This window comes from uncultured Kordia sp. (genome assembly GCF_947496985.1).
Taxonomy (GTDB): domain Bacteria; phylum Bacteroidota; class Bacteroidia; order Flavobacteriales; family Flavobacteriaceae; genus Kordia.
This window is the reverse complement of record NZ_CANMEZ010000003.1, coordinates 544063-559947: the sequence shown is the minus strand read 5'-3', so window position 1 is coordinate 559947 and position 15885 is coordinate 544063. Positions and strand designations below refer to the sequence as shown.

Annotated in this window: 13 protein-coding genes; 6 read left to right on the top strand and 7 right to left on the bottom strand. The window is 32.4% G+C overall.

From position 1 onward, the window contains the following. Positions 1-162 precede the first annotated feature (162 nt). Together Q0828_RS10945 and Q0828_RS10940 are read right to left on the bottom strand one after the other, a co-directional pair. Positions 163-2433, bottom strand: coding sequence for an aconitate hydratase (locus Q0828_RS10945; RefSeq protein ID WP_298420508.1), 2271 nt, complete (start codon positions 2431-2433; stop codon positions 163-165). A 181-nt stretch (positions 2434-2614) separates the two neighbouring features. Beyond that, on the bottom strand, positions 2615-5392 hold the full coding sequence (locus Q0828_RS10940) for a bifunctional aconitate hydratase 2/2-methylisocitrate dehydratase (protein ID WP_298420506.1): 2778 nt from the start codon (positions 5390-5392) through the stop codon (positions 2615-2617). 775 nt (positions 5393-6167) lie between these two features. Between Q0828_RS10940 and Q0828_RS10935 the strand changes: the two genes are divergently transcribed. After that, the gene (locus tag Q0828_RS10935; protein ID WP_298420504.1) at positions 6168-6347 is read left to right on the top strand and encodes a hypothetical protein; all 180 of its coding nucleotides are present in this window, start codon (positions 6168-6170) and stop codon (positions 6345-6347) included. 100 nt (positions 6348-6447) lie between these two features. On the opposite strand, the gene Q0828_RS10930 is transcribed toward Q0828_RS10935, so the two are convergent. The 4 genes from Q0828_RS10930 to Q0828_RS10915 are packed head-to-tail and all read right to left on the bottom strand — an operon-like array spanning position 6448 to position 11662. Next, entirely contained in the window at positions 6448-7401 is a 954-nt protein-coding gene (locus tag Q0828_RS10930) for a MoxR family ATPase (protein WP_298420503.1), read from the bottom strand. A 6-nt stretch (positions 7402-7407) separates the two neighbouring features. After that, complete coding sequence (locus tag Q0828_RS10925; RefSeq protein ID WP_298420501.1) at positions 7408-8820, bottom strand: peptidylprolyl isomerase; 1413 nt, start codon at positions 8818-8820, stop codon at positions 7408-7410. Between the two features lies 1 nt (position 8821). Beyond that, entirely contained in the window at positions 8822-9670 is an 849-nt protein-coding gene (locus Q0828_RS10920; RefSeq protein ID WP_298420499.1) for a peptidyl-prolyl cis-trans isomerase, read from the bottom strand. Positions 9671-9676: 6 nt separating this feature from the next. Then, entirely contained in the window at positions 9677-11662 is a 1986-nt protein-coding gene (locus Q0828_RS10915) for a peptidylprolyl isomerase (RefSeq protein ID WP_298420497.1), read from the bottom strand. A 276-nt stretch (positions 11663-11938) separates the two neighbouring features. On the opposite strand from Q0828_RS10915, the gene Q0828_RS10910 reads away from it, so the two are divergent. The 5 genes from Q0828_RS10910 (at position 11939) to Q0828_RS10890 (ending at position 14282) form a co-directional block, all read left to right on the top strand. Further along, positions 11939-12682, top strand: coding sequence for a T9SS type A sorting domain-containing protein (locus tag Q0828_RS10910; RefSeq protein ID WP_298420495.1), 744 nt, complete (start codon positions 11939-11941; stop codon positions 12680-12682). Positions 12683-12795: 113 nt separating this feature from the next. Continuing rightward, a complete protein-coding gene (locus tag Q0828_RS10905) occupies positions 12796-13029 on the top strand; it encodes a hypothetical protein (RefSeq protein WP_298420493.1) in 234 nt (77 codons plus the stop codon). A gap of 94 nt (positions 13030-13123) precedes the next feature. Next, positions 13124-13648 (top strand): OmpH family outer membrane protein, encoded by a 525-nt coding sequence (locus Q0828_RS10900; RefSeq protein ID WP_298420492.1) that lies wholly within the window; start codon positions 13124-13126, stop codon positions 13646-13648. Positions 13649-13831: 183 nt separating this feature from the next. Beyond that, positions 13832-14032 carry a hypothetical protein gene (locus tag Q0828_RS10895; protein WP_298420490.1) on the top strand — a complete coding sequence of 67 codons (201 nt, stop codon included), beginning with the start codon at positions 13832-13834 and terminating at the stop codon, positions 14030-14032. 58 nt (positions 14033-14090) lie between these two features. Continuing rightward, positions 14091-14282, top strand: coding sequence for a hypothetical protein (locus Q0828_RS10890; protein ID WP_298420488.1), 192 nt, complete (start codon positions 14091-14093; stop codon positions 14280-14282). A 73-nt stretch (positions 14283-14355) separates the two neighbouring features. Here Q0828_RS10890 and guaB read toward each other — a convergent pair whose 3' ends face one another. After that, on the bottom strand, positions 14356-15831 hold the full coding sequence (gene guaB, locus Q0828_RS10885; protein WP_298420603.1) for an IMP dehydrogenase: 1476 nt from the start codon (positions 15829-15831) through the stop codon (positions 14356-14358). Between the last annotated feature and the right edge of the window lie 54 nt (positions 15832-15885).

The following is a 15885-nucleotide window of genomic DNA, read 5'->3' as shown; positions in this document are numbered from 1 at the left end:
ATAGTTTACGTATCCTCAGTATTCTAATCTACAAAAAAACGGATTATTTATATATGTCTTAAAGATATTAATCTTAGTAAGTTAAAAATTATATCATCCAAAACAAAAAGCCCTGAATGTTTCCATTCAGGGCTTTTTTATCTTAAAACAAACTGCTTTTTATTAAGCGTTGTTTTCTTTCTTTATTAAGTTTAAAGCAGAACCTTCATTATACCAGTCAATCTGACTTTGGTTATAAGTATGATTTGCAACGATTACGTCTTTGCTTCCATCTGCATGAACTGCTTCAATAGTTAATGGTTTTCCTGGTGCAAATTCGTTTAAGTCTACAAAGTTGAATGTATCATCTTCTTGAATTAAATCATAATCACTTTCAGTAGCAAACGTTAATCCTAACATTCCTTGTTTTTTAAGGTTTGTTTCGTGAATACGTGCAAATGATTTTACAATTACTGCTGCAACACCTAAGTGTCTTGGCTCCATTGCTGCATGCTCACGTGAAGAACCTTCTCCGTAGTTATGATCTCCAACTACAATTGTATACACTCCAGCTGCTTTATATGCACGAGCTGTTTTTGGAACTGCGTCATATTCACCATCTAACTGACTTTTTACAAAGTTAGTTTTCATGTTGTATGCATTTACGGCTCCAATTAGACAGTTGTTAGAAATGTTATCTAAATGTCCACGGAAACGTAACCAAGGTCCAGCCATTGAGATATGATCTGTTGTACATTTCCCATGTGCTTTTATTAATAGTTTTGCTCCGTTGATTTCAGAACCGATTGGTGTAAATGGAGTTAATAACTCTAAACGCTCAGAATTAGGATCAACTTTAATCTCTACATGACTTCCATCTTCTTCTGGAGCTAAGTATCCGTTGTCTTTTACATCAAAACCTTTTGGAGGTAATTCCCATCCAGTCGGCTCATCTAGCATTACTTCTTCTCCATTTTCATTAATCAGCGTGTCTGTCATTGGATTAAAGTCTAAACGACCTGCAATAGCGATTGCTGCTGTAACTTCAGGAGAAGCTACAAATGCATGCGTATTTGGGTTTCCATCAGCACGCTTTGCAAAGTTTCTGTTGAATGAATGAACAATACTGTTTTTTGGTGCGTTTTTTGGATCTGAGTAACGCGCCCATTGTCCAATGCATGGTCCACATGCGTTTGTAAATATTTTTGCGTCTAATTTTTCAAATATATCAAGGATTCCATCGCGTTCTGCTGTGTAACGCACTTGTTCTGATCCTGGATTGATTCCTAATTCAGACTTCATTTTGATTCCTTTATCAAGCGCTTGTTGTGCAACAGAAGATGCTCTTGATAAATCCTCGTATGATGAGTTTGTACAAGAACCTATTAATCCCCATTCTACTTGTAATGGCCAATCATTTTCTTGTGCTTTCCCTGTCATTTCTGTACCAACCGTTGTAGATAAATCTGGTGTAAACGGTCCGTTTAATAATGGACCAAGTTCTGATAAGTTAATTTCAATAACTTGATCAAAGTATTGTTCTGGATTAGCGTATACTTCAGCATCACCTGTTAAATACTCTTTTACTTCGTTTGCTGCATCCGCAACATCACTCCTATCAGTGGCACGTAAGTAACGTTCCATAGATTCATCATATCCAAAAGTAGAAGTTGTAGCTCCTATTTCAGCTCCCATGTTACAGATGGTTCCTTTTCCTGTACAAGACATAGAAACAGCTCCAGGTCCAAAATATTCTACAATAGCTCCAGTTCCACCTTTCGCAGAAACAATTCCAGCTACTTTTAAAATTACATCTTTTGGTGCTGCCCAACCAGAGATTTTTCCAGTTAATTTCACACCAATTAGTTTAGGGAATTTTAATTCCCAAGGCATTCCAGCCATTACATCTACTGCATCAGCTCCACCGACTCCAATAGCTACCATTCCTAATCCACCGGCATTTACAGTATGTGAATCTGTTCCAATCATCATTCCACCTGGAAAAGCATAATTTTCTAATACTACTTGGTGAATAATTCCTGCACCTGGTTTCCAGAATCCGATACCATATTTGTTTGATACTGACTCTAAGAAATTGAATACTTCACTACTATTATTCATCGCAGCTTGTAAATCTGTACTTGCTCCAACTTTAGCTTGGATTAAGTGATCACAATGCACTGTTGTTGGAACTGCTACTTTACTTTTACCAGCTTGCATAAATTGCAATAATGCCATTTGCGCTGTTGCATCTTGACAAGCAATACGATCTGGGGCAAAGTCTACATAGTCTTTTCCTCTTACAAACGCTTTGTCTGCCGTTCCATCCCATAAATGTGAATACAGTATTTTTTCTGAAAGTGTTAGTGGTTTACCAGTAACTTCACGTGCGTTATCTACACGATCCACTATTGTTTCGTAAACCTTTTTTATCATGTCAATATCAAAGGCCATATATTCGTTTTTTTAGTTTCACTGATTGCAATTTAGCAAAAAATAAAGATGAAAATCATCATCTTTCTTTATATATAATCATACTAAATAGCAATATAATCAACTGATTACAATCAATATACAAAATAAAAAATGCCTAAGTAAATTTACTTAGGCATTTTTTATTTTGATTTAACAGCAACTATATTACTAATTGTTTTTGAGATGGTTTAAATTTCGTTAATACAATTCCATCTACAGCCGCTTCATATTCTTCCATAGTAGGTGTTCTTCCTAGAATTGTAGACAATACTACAACTGGTGTCGAAGATAATAACGATTCACCTTTCTTCCCTTCAGTATCTCTTACAACTCTTCCTTGGAACAAACGTGTAGATGTAGCCATTACTGTATCTCCTGGCTCAGCTTTTTCTTGGTTACCCATACATAAACTACAACCTGGACGTTCTAAGTATAATTTATTTTCGTACTTAGTTCTTGCAATTGCTTTAGGAGCACTATCATCAAATACAAATCCTGCATATTTTTCTAGAACTTCCCAATCGCCTTCTGCTTTTAATTCATCTACAATATTATATGTAGGTGGAGCAACAACTAAAGGAGCTTTAAAAACTACTTCTCCATGTTGTGCTTCAACATTTTTAAGCATTTTTGCTAATATTTGCATATCTCCTTTATGTACCATACACGAACCAACAAAACCTAGGTCTACTTTCTTAGTTCCTCCATAGAAAGATAATGGTTGAATATTATCATGCGTATAACGCTTGGATACATCTTCATTATTTACATCTGGATCAGCAATCATAGGCTCAACAATCTTATCTAAATCGATAACAACTTCAGCATAATACTTAGCGTCTGAATCTGGCTTTAATGCTGGTTTAGTTCCTGTTTTAATTTCAGCGATACGGTTATTTGCCTTATCAACTAATCCTTTAAAATCCTGATTCTCATTATCCATACCTTTATCAATCATAATCTGAATACGATCTCTAGAAATTTCTAATGATTTTATTAAAGTATCATCCTCAGAAATACATATAGATGCTTTAGCTTTCATTTCAGCCGTCCAATCTGTAAATGTGAATGCTTGGTCAGAAGTTAATGTACCAATATGTACTTCTATAATTTTTCCTTGGAAAACATTCTCACCTTCAAACTGATTTAACATTTGTTCTTGAGTAGCGTGAACCACATCACGGAAATCCATATAAGATTTCATTTCTCCTTTAAAAGTAACTTTTACAGATTCTGGAATTGGCATCGTAGCTTCTCCTGTAGCTAATGCTAAAGCAACTGTTCCTGAATCCGCTCCAAAAGCTACACCTTTTGCCATGCGTGTATGTGAATCTCCTCCAATGATAACATCCCAATCATCAACAGCAATATCATTTAATACTTTATGAATTACATCAGTCATTGCATTGTATTTCCCTTCTGGATGACGTGCAGTAACTAATCCGAAGTCATTCATAAATTTCATTAATCTTGGAATATTCGCTTTAGACTTATCATCCCAAACTGAAGCTGTATGACATCCAGATTGATAACCTGCATCAACAATTGGAGAGATAACTGTGGCGGCCATCATTTCTAATTCTTGAGAAGTCATTAAACCTGTAGTATCTTGAGAACCTACAATGTTTACTTCAACTCTAACATTTGAACCTGCGTGTAATGTTTTTCCAGGTGTAGTTCCTACTGCATTTCTGTTGAATATTTTCTCAACAGCAGTTAAACCTTGTCCTTCTATAGAAACTTCTTTTGATGGAGCATATACTTGAGGAACATCTATATCTAAAACTTTACAAGCAAATGTTTGTAATTTTTTACCGAAAACAACAGCATAAGAACCTCCTGCTTTTATAAACTCCATTTTTGGAGGTGTTAAAGCTGTAGAGATATCTTTTAACTCTTTGTCTCCTTTATATAATTTTTTTGTTTTTGTGTTAATAGTTAAAACAGTACCTGTAGCTACTGAATACTCTTCTTTTAAGATTGGCTCACCATCTGCATCAACAATAGTATTACCATCAGCGTCTTTTTGCTTTACCCAGTTTTTTAAATCGATACCAATACCACCAGTTACACCAACAGTTGTTAGGAAAATTGGCGCTATACCGTTAGTACCAGCAATTACTGGAGCAATATTAATAAATGGTACATATGGGCTAGAAGAAATTCCTGTCCATAATGCCACATTATTTACACCTGACATTCTTGAAGACCCAACTCCCATTGTTCCTTTATCAGCAATTAACATAACACGCTTATTAGGGTGTTTGTCTTTTAATGCCAATAATGCATTTTGCATCTCTTTATTATGCTCAAACATACATTGACCATGTAATTCACGATCTGACCTTGAATGTGCATCTGCTCCTGGAGATAATAAATCTGTAGAAATATCTCCAATACCTGCAACAAAAGTTACAATCTCTATTTCTTCCTCAACATCTGGTAACTTGGTAAAGAATTCTGCTTGAGCATAGCTTTCTAATAATTCTTTAGCAATAGTATTTCCTGCTCTATAAGCTTTTTCTAATTGTTCTGTATCTGCTTCATATAAAAATACTTGAGTTTTTAATATCTTTTTTGATTCATTCGCAATAGCAAGATCATCACCCAAAGCTAAATCTAACAACACTTCAACAGAAGGTCCACCCTTCATGTGTGATAATTGCTCAAATGCAAAAGCAGGTGAAATTTCTTCCAATGTAAATTGTCCAAGAATGATTTCTTTTAAAAATTTAGCTTTTACACCAGCTGCACTTGTGGTACCAGGTAAGGTATTGTAGATAAAAAAATGTAGAGAATCTTCTCTGTATAAATTATTTACATCTTTAATTTGTGCAATTATTTCAGATAATAATTCAGCTCCATCAATTGGTTTTGGATGTAGTCCTTGCTTTTTTCGTTCTTCGATCTCTTTGAGGTAATCTTGATAAGTATTCATATAAGATTTCTTTTTCAGTATATTAATAGATACTTTCTGAAACAATCTGTTTATTGATTTGTTCTTTCTTTTCTAGAAATACGAACTAAATCTTTTCCAAAAAGATTCTTTTTTGCAATAATTTTATACTCTGTAAAACATTTTTTCTAAAAATTATTGAATAAAAAAATCTATCATATTAATATCCAGATTATTGCGTTTTTTAGTGTTTTGAAAGTCTTGCAAAATTACAAAATTATCTTCATTTTTAAAAATTAACAGTATACCATTATTTTAAGCTAATTATTTTTACCAAACCCTTGATTTCATTGCGTTAAATTTAAAATAAACTAAAAATATCACTTCAAATTATGGAATTCATAATTTGAAGTGATATTTTTTTAGATACTCACAAATTTGTAAGAATTGCTTTTAATAAAGATTCTTAAAAAGTTTTTCTTAGAATAGACTTTCTATGATTTTTTCTATAGTAATTCCTTCTGCTTCTGCTTTATAATTTCGGATTACTCTGTGTGATAAATTAAATTTTAGAATAATGCATTTTAATAGTCAACACATGTTTTTACATTTTTTTAATAAAAAAGCGGTCTATGGCTTAAACATTGTACGATAAATTCAGAATTACGACACCTAATTTATATGTTAAAAGTATTAACTATTTATGCATTAAATATACGCTTATCAATAAATAGCATACGCTTATTAATTCAATAGGTATTTAATAAACAATATTAGTTAATATTGTTTTTAACATTAATATTTAAAACATTTAATTATGAAAAAACGAAATCTAAAGTTAGGATTAAAGAAAGTAACAATTACTAAGAATTTAAATTTAATAACTGGAGGTGGTGATACATTACGTTGTCCTACTTATATACACAATGGTTGTAGACCACCAACAGCATTTACTTATTGTAAACAAATAACGTGTGCAGGTCCAGTTATTGGATAATAATCAAGAATAGATTAAACGCTACTTTAACAAGGTTTAATTTTGTTAAACTTTAAATAAACTCCGCTTTTTAGGTGAAAATCTAAAAAGTGGAGTTTTTTTAGAATAGACTTTCTATGATTTTTTCTATAGTAATTCCTTCCGCTTCTGCTTTATAATTTCGAATTACTCTGTGTGATAAGATTCCAATGGCTACTGCTTGCACGTCTTCAATATCTGGAGAAAATTTACCATTAATTGCTGCGTGTGCTTTTGCGGCTAATATTAAGTTTTGTGAAGCTCTTGGTCCTGCTCCCCAATCTACATACTGCTTTACTAAATCCGTAGCACTTTCTTCCTTTGGACGTGTTTTTGATACCAAACGCACTGCATATTCAATTACATTATCTGCTACAGGAATTTTACGAATTAGTTTTTGAATCGCAATAATTTCTTGTGCATTGAATAATGGTTTTACGGAAGCTTCTACATCTGTAGTAGTTGCTTTTACAACTTGTACTTCTTCTGCAAATGTTGGATATGTTAAGTGAATAGCAAACATAAAACGGTCCAATTGTGCTTCTGGTAACGGATATGTTCCTTCTTGTTCAATTGGGTTTTGCGTTGCTAATACAAAGTATGGTAAATCCAATTTATAATGATGTCCCGCAACAGTTACTGCGCGTTCTTGCATTGCTTCTAGTAAGGCAGCTTGGGTTTTTGGTGGCGTACGGTTGATTTCATCAGCCAAAATTATGTTTGCAAAGATTGGTCCTTTGATGAATTTGAAATTACGTGATTCATCTAAGATTTCACTTCCCAAGATATCACTTGGCATTAAATCTGGTGTAAACTGAATTCTTTTAAAGTCTAAACCTAATGTTGTAGCAATGGTATTTACCATTAATGTTTTTGCTAATCCAGGAACACCAATCAACAATGCATGTCCACCAGAAAATATAGAAAGTAATATTTGATCTACTACTTTTTCTTGACCAACAATAATTTTTGCAATTTCGTTCTTGAGTTCCTTGTGTTTTTTTACAAGGTTTTCAATAGCGGCAACATCTGACATAAGCTTTTATTTTTTTAACCAATTATTGTGAAATTCACAATCACGATTTCCTGTGTTTACATTTATATATGTGTCATTGATTTTCTCTGTAATCCATTTTTCAACTTCTTTTAGCTGCTTTTCTTTGAGAGCTAAACTTTTGATTTTTATATAATCTTTAGAGTAATCAGCTACGTGATCTTCATAACGATTCGTTACTTTTAGTAGTTTGTAACGTTTCTGACCTGTGCGTGTTTCATCTATTAAAGGAATTGAGATTTCATCTCCTTTTAATCCTTGTATTTGAGAATATTGTTCAGGGTCCATTTTCGTAAGTTCAAAATGTGTTCCTAAGGTTGCTGGATTGATTAATTTTCCACCATTGTTACGTGTTTCTTTGTCATCCGAAAACGAACGAGCTGCTTCATCAAAAGTCAATTCTTCCGCTACAATGCGTTGACGTAATGTATCTATTTGTTTACGTGCATCGTCTAACTTTTTGTTTGAAATTTCTGGAATTAATAAAATGTGACGTACATCTCTTTCTTGTCCACGAACTTTATCAATTTGTACAATATGCCATCCAAATTCTGTCTCAAAAGGATCAGAAACTTCTCCTTCTTGTAATGTGAATGCCATGTCTTTAAATTCTTTAGCCAATGCCATTCTTTTTGTGATAGACATAAATCCACCTTGACGACCTGATGCTCTATCTTTAGAATACAGAATCGCTTTTGTTCCAAAACTAGCGCCACCTTCTACATCTGCTTTTATACTTTTCAACTTATCAATTACTTTTTTAACAGCTTCTTTTGAAGGTTTTGGAGCAATGATAATTTGTGCTACTTCTAATTCAACTCCGATTCTTGGACGTTGATCTTCTGGAATTTTATCAAAAAATTGACGTACTTCTTCTGGTGTAATTTCTACATCACTTACTACTTGTGATTGCATACGCTGCGTTAGGAATTGTTCTTTGGTAACTTTCGTTAGACGCTCACGTAAAGAAGCTTCATCATCCATTGCATAAAACTTCAATAATTTGTCCATTCCGCCTAATTGCTGGCTAAAATATTCAATTGATTTATTTACACGATCTCTAATTTCTCCTTGACTAATCACTATACTATCTTGTACTGCTTGATGCGCGTACAATTTGTCTTCCATTAATCTTCCTAAAAGATTACATCTTGTTAATCCTTCTACAGAAACTCCTTGTTGCCTTAAGTCTAAAAATGTTTTATCTATATCTGATTCTAAGATTACATAATCACCAACTACTGCTGCTACTCCATCTATTTTGATACGCTTAGAAGTTGTTTTTGTAGAATCGTTTGCTTTTGCTTTTGATTTCATCATTGATGACTCAGAAACCATTTTATCTTGTGCTTGCATTCCTATTCCCACAAGCATTACTAACAAGTATATACTTTTCTTCATTTTAATTGTAAATTTCAAACTGTTTTCGCTTAACTGCATCTTTTGTGATGTCTTTTTCTAATTTTCTAATAAATTCCAGCTTACGCTTATTTAGGATAATTTGTTGTACTGTAGGACGTACATACGCAAGTGGCGCAATGTCGTTTCTACCTATCATATCCTCAATTCGCACCAAATATAGTCCTATTGAATCTTCTATTTTAGAAAATTGTGATTTTTTTAAGTATTTCGCTTTGTTTTCAGTAGTTATGACGGGAATTTTATTAAAAACTTGGGTCGCTTTTACCCAAATAGAATCGTTTAATGAATAGTTATTAAACTGAATTGCTAAAGAATCTAATATGATTTTATCTTCTGTATCAAAACGTTCAAAACGCTCTGTAATTTCTTCTATATTAGAATTGTCTTTGCTAATACTTATGTAACGCAATTTGAGCAATTCTTCATTTAGCTTGAAATTTTCTTTGTTTGAATCGTAATACGCGGCTTCATCAAATCCGGTTACTGTTGTGTCTATGGTTTTCTTTACAACAGCTTCTTTATAAGCTTCTATGTATAAATCTTTCCTGTATTCTTCTACCAATTCATCAAAAGCAGTTTGTTTTTCTTGTGAGAGATTGATTTTTGCTTTTTGAATGAATAATTGTTGTGTTGCCCATCGATTGATATAATTGGTAACAATGATGGTACTATCTTCTTGGGATGTATTTTCAGATAGTAACGGAGCAATATCACTTTTGTAGAGATAGTTTTCACCAACTCTTGCAATAGGTTCTCCATCTGGCGACGACCGAAAGTATTCACAAGAACAACACAAAAAGATACTAATAATGGCTATTAATTTTCTCAATATGTATTATTTAACGAGTTTTTCTAGTTTTCTGTATACTTTTTTGTTGATTTTTACTTTGTAATTTTCTTTTAGATTTTTGATCCATTCCTTTTCAAGATGTACTTGATAGTCACTAATAACTTTTCCTTTTATTTCTGAAAGTTCTTTGTAACTCGCAGGAATTAATTCGTTTACTTTTACAATAGTGAAATCGCTCTCTTTATCTTTTAAAATGTTTGAAACACCTTTTTTCTGATCAAATTCTTTTGGAAGATTTCTGTGTCCTTCTTCAAAAGTTCCCATGGTGAAGATTACATTTACTTTAGCATCTTCATTTACAGTCTTTTTAATTTCATCTAAAGCTTTTCCTTCTTTTAGCAATTGTTGCACTTTTTCAGCAGCCTTTTCATCTGTACATGAAGCAATAACAGCCTCTACTCTATCTTTCCATTTGTAATTTTCTTTGTTTTTATTAAAGAATGTTTCTAATCCGATAGAATCTTTTTTGGCTTTGTCCCAAATTTGCTCTTCCATTAAATCAAATAATAATAAACCATCTCTGTATTCTCCGTAAATAGCTGCAAATTCTTCATTTACGTTTTCTAAATCATTTTCATAGAATGCTAACAGTTTTCCTTCCATATATTCTCTGAAAGAACGATTGATAAATCCTTTTGGATCACCATTCTTTTGCATCATTCTTGCTTTATTTTTCGATAAATATGTTGCAAAATCATTATATGTAAATTTTGTATCTTTTACTTGAAATAGTGTTTTGCTTAAGAATGCATTATCGGTTGGCTTTTGCCAAGAACGTGTAAAAAAGTTGTTTGCCTTTGCCAAAGTGTGAAAATCTTCTCTAAGGGTTGGATTTTCAGTAATTGTATAGAGTCTTTTAATTTTTTTAACCACAGAAGTATTGATAACATTAGCTCTTTTATCTCTTTTGATACGTTGCTCTAGCTTGTATTTTTCGTTCTCAAAAGTATCTTGTTCGTGTTTTGAGATCAATTTAACAATATGCCATCCAAACTCAGATTTAAACGGTTTTGACATTTCGTTAATTTCATTTAATGAAAAAGCAACATCTTCAAATGCTTTTGAGCGTAAACGACCACGACTAAATTTTGGCAATTTTCCGTTGTTTACCCCGGAACTTCTGTCTTCAGAATATTTCTTTGCCATTGCTCCAAAATCGCTTCCTGAAGTTATTTGCGAATAGATTTCCTTTATTTTTTCAGCAGGATCTTGCTTATTTTCTCCATTCTCTTTATCTAACAATAATATATGAGCAACTGTAACTTCTCCTGTATTTTCACGAATGTCTGTTACTTTTATAATATGGTATCCATATTGTGTTCTAACTGGCATTGAAACTTCTCCTTTCTTCGTTTTAAAAGCAGCTGATTCAAAAGGATACACCATTCTAAATGCTGAGAAATATCCTAAGTTCCCTTTATTTGCGGGTGTTCTTTGATTTCCTTTTGCAGAAGGATCTTCTGAACTTTTCATAGCAACTTCACCAAAATCAGCACCATCTAAAATTGACTTTCGCAACGCTGTAATCTTTTCATACGCAGCTAATGTATCAACTGGAGAAGCGTCTAAGGAGACTTTAATTAATATGTGACTTGCTTTTACTTCCGTTTTTAAACGATCGTATGCTTCTTTTACTAATTGTTCTGTAGTTATATTATCTGTTAAATAGTTTCTAGAAAGTTGTTTTTTATAACCTGCTAGTTCTTTCTTGTAACTATCTTTTTCGTCTAATTTTAATTTTTGTGCTTCTTTGAGTTTTAATTTGTATTCAACAAATAAATCAAAGTATTCTTGAATATCTTTTTGATCTTTTTCATCAATGATATCTAAATTCTTTTTGTAAACTCTTGAAAATTCAGAAACGTACGTAGGTTCACCTTCAATAGTAAATAGTATTTTATCCTTTTTCGATTGCGCAAAACTTGTCAACGAAACCAAAAGAATAAGAATTAATTGTATGCTATTTTTCATCTGTAAATTTTTATTTTCTTTAAATGTCAGATGGAATTCACCAAAAATCATCTTAGTTTTTATAAACTAATTCGTAAGGCTCATTACATTTTCATTTTTTTGAGAAAGACAAAAATAATAATTCAGCAATATTTCACAAGGAATTCTAATATTGATTATAAGAGTTTCTCAACATAAATGGCGTGATATTTGTTAATTTTTGTGTAAAAGTGTGTTTTTCCTTTTTGATTTTACTATTTTTAAAAATTATTATCGCATCCAATTTAAATTGCATCCATGAAAAAAAATTACATTTTACTTTTCTTTTTATTAATATCTATAACACTTTTTGCTCAAGAAGAAGTTTTCGAGTTTAATGGATATGATGGAGCTTCTAATACATTAGTAGCAACAACTGCTGATATAAATGATGAAATTACTATCGAGTTTGAAGATCTAGATATTATAAATAATTTTTACACTGAAAATCAATCCAGTATTTATATATATCTTGGATTGCGTACTTCTTCTGGAAGTTTTCAAGCAGTTCCTGGTATGTTTAATGACCTAAACTGGCAACCTATATTAAATATATCTAATGGAAATGCTGCAAGTCCTCCAAATAGATATAGTATAACATTTACACCAGGTCAATTGTTCCCTACTCTTGAAAATCAAACAATTTTAGGAATTGATTTTTTATTTCAAAACCAATTTGGTGGTGGAGGAAATAACCAAAGTGTAGATTTATATATTGATTTAGTTGATGCTACTTTAAATTCTAGTACATTAAATCGTGATGAGCATGCTTTAACGAAAGTAAGTACAAGTTACAACAGCGGAAAATTAACCATTACTGGAGTTAATACAACTTCTAATATTGCAATTTATAATTTGTTAGGTCGTCAAGTAGTTGATTTAAAAAACATTGCCATTAATGGTACATTTAGTAAATATTTAGATTTACCAAAAAACAACATTTACATCGTAAAAATAACTTCGCCTAATTTTTCTAAAACTTTTAAAATTGTAGCAAAGTAATTTTTATCACAAATAAAATTACAGAAATAGCGAATGTATTAACATTCGCTTTTTTTATGTCTTTTCCTTATATTCTGTGTAAAGAATGGTAATTTTGTGGAAATTTATAACTTATGGCAAAAGTAAAATTGATTTGGGAGTTTAGAGGTCCAGCTGCAAAACGTACTGCTGAACATCATTGTATTCACTTAAATGACTTTATAAAACTCGAACGCATTGACGGAGAAGCTATTAAAGTAGAGGCGTTTTCAGAGATGCATGCGAATGCTTCTATGATTATTAATCAGGATGATGTTCCGTTTATGAGAGCCAAATTAAAGCCACACAGAGGTCAATTAGTAAAATAATTATACCAAAAAACGTTAATTTTATGTGAGAACGTTTTTTTGGTATGATGTTTTCATTACTTTAGCCAACTTTGAAAAATAAAATATCAAATAGATGAAAATTAAACATTTACTTTATTCGTTAGCAATTGTGCTTTGTTCATTTACTGCTTCAGCACAGTCAAAAGTGGGAACAGTTAATATAAACATTCTCGTTTCTAAATTACCTGAAATTGCACAAGTAAAAACAGGAATTACAGCGTATGAAAAGACACTACAAGATGACTTGGATGCTAAAATGAATGCATACAAAACGGAAGTTGATGCAGCAAATAAAGCATTTGCTGGTATGACACCTGAAGCAAAGAAGAAAAAGCAAGAAGAAATTTTTGCTCTTGAGAATGATATCCAAAAATTTAGACAAAATGCAGCTCAGTTAGTCCAATTAAAACAAGACGAATTGATGCGACCATTATACCAAAAAGTTGGAGCTTCTGTAGCAGAAATTGCAAAAGCAGAAAAGTTTACACAAGTTTTCACACTTGATGGAAACGAGTTAGCATATGCAAGCCCTGTTTATGATTTAACCTTAAAAGTTGCTGCAAAACTTGGAATTAATTTACAAGAGGAGAAAAAGTAGTTTTCACACCTCAATTTTATAAAAAAAGCCTTGTATCCCTTTTAAATACAAGGTTTTTTTTATGGAATCAACTTATCTCAAATTGATAAATTTGAGGCAGTAATTGTGTTTTCTTTGCTTGATTTTCTTCTCCAACGCAGTATGATTTAATATCTTGTTATCAAATCAAAACTATATAATATCATGAAAAGAAAGAATTTGAAAGTACTTAGACTTGAAAAAACTTTAGTTGCAAACTTAAAAGAACATACTATTAAAGGAGGAACTATGGGATCTATAGATTGTCCTTCTTATCATCCTACAGTTTGTGATGGTGGCGGCTCTATAAGTAGTCAAGGAATCAATTGTGCTGTTAATTGTGGAACAGGAACACTTCCTGTATAACCAATTTTCAATTTAAATTTTAAGAATATTATTTTACATTAATTATAAATTTTAAATCATGAAAAAAAGAAACATCAAAAACAACCTACATTTGAAGAAAACTACAATTTCTACCTTATCTGAAAAAGCAGTTAAAGGAGGAATTACAACTTCAGCAATTTACACAAGTCGTTTTGCAGATTTATGCTATGGAGCTCATACTAGCTTTATTTTAGTGTGTGCGTATGCTTGCGCTCCAGATGATTATTAATAAATAATTCACATAAAGAAAAAGCCTGTTACTTTATTGCAACAGGCTTTATTTTATTTTAAAAATAGATAAATTAACGTCTTGAATAGTTTGGTGCTTCTTTCGTAATAGCAACATCATGTGGATGACTTTCATTAATTCCACTTGCTGTAATACGTACAAATTTCCCAGTCTCTTTTAGTGTTTCAATATCTTTTGCTCCACAATATCCCATTCCTGCACGTAACCCGCCAATAAATTGATGAATACTCTCATCTAGATTTCCTTTGTATGGTACACGGCCTACAATTCCTTCAGGAACTAGTTTTTTGATATCTGCTTCTACATCTTGAAAATAACGATCTTTTGAACCTTGTTTCATTGCTTCTACAGAACCCATTCCACGATATGATTTGAATTTTCTTCCATCATAAATAATCGTTTCTCCTGGCGATTCTTTCGTCCCAGCTAATAATGACCCTAACATTACAGAATCTGCTCCTGCGGCAATTGCTTTAGGAATGTCTCCGGTATAACGAATTCCTCCATCTGCAATTACAGGAACACCACTTCCTTTGATAGCTGCTGAAACTTCTAATACTGCTGAGAATTGAGGAAATCCTACTCCTGCAACAACACGTGTTGTACAGATAGAACCAGGTCCAATTCCAACTTTTACAGCATCAGCACCAGCTTCTACTAAATAACGAGCTGCATCACCAGTTGCAATGTTTCCTACAATTACTTCTAATGTTGGAAATTTAGCTTTTACTTCTTTTAATACATTTACCACACCTTTTGTATGTCCGTGTGCAGTATCAATTACAACGGCATCTACACCTGCGTTTACAAGTGCTTCTGCTCTATCAACAGCATCTGCCGTAACTCCTAAAGCTGCAGCAACACGTAAACGTCCGTACGAATCTTTGTTAGCAATTGGTTTTTGTGTTACTTTAGTAATATCTCTAAATGTGATTAATCCTTTTAATTTATAGTTGTCGTCTACAATTAAAAGTTTTTCTATTTTATTTTTTTGAAGAATAGCTTCTGCATCTTTTAATGAAGTTCCTTCTGAAGATGTAACCAAACCTTCGCTTGTCATTACCTCAACTATTGGGCGTTGATTGTTATGCTCAAAACGTAAATCTCTGTTTGTCACAATTCCTTTTAACGTTCCGTTTTCATCCACTATTGGAATTCCACCGATGCTGTGTTCTTTCATGCTTGCTTTTGCATCAGAAACAACCGCTGTTAATGGTAACGTTACTGGGTCAATGATCATTCCGCTTTCGGCACGTTTTACTTTTCTAACTTTTTGTGCTTGACGCTCAATTGTCATGTTTTTGTGTAAAACACCGATTCCACCTTCACGTGCCATTGCTATAGCCATAGCCGATTCAGTAACCGTATCCATCGCTGCTGAGATGATAGGAACGTTGATCGTTATATTTTTAGTAAATTTTGTTTGAATATTGACTTCTCTTGGAAGTACTTCGGAGAAAGCGGGAACTAATAAAACGTCATCGTATGTTAATCCTTCGCCTAAAATTTTGTTGTTGTGTGCTGTCATGTCGCAATTAAAATATAATTGCATGCGAATATACCACTTTTTATATAATAAACA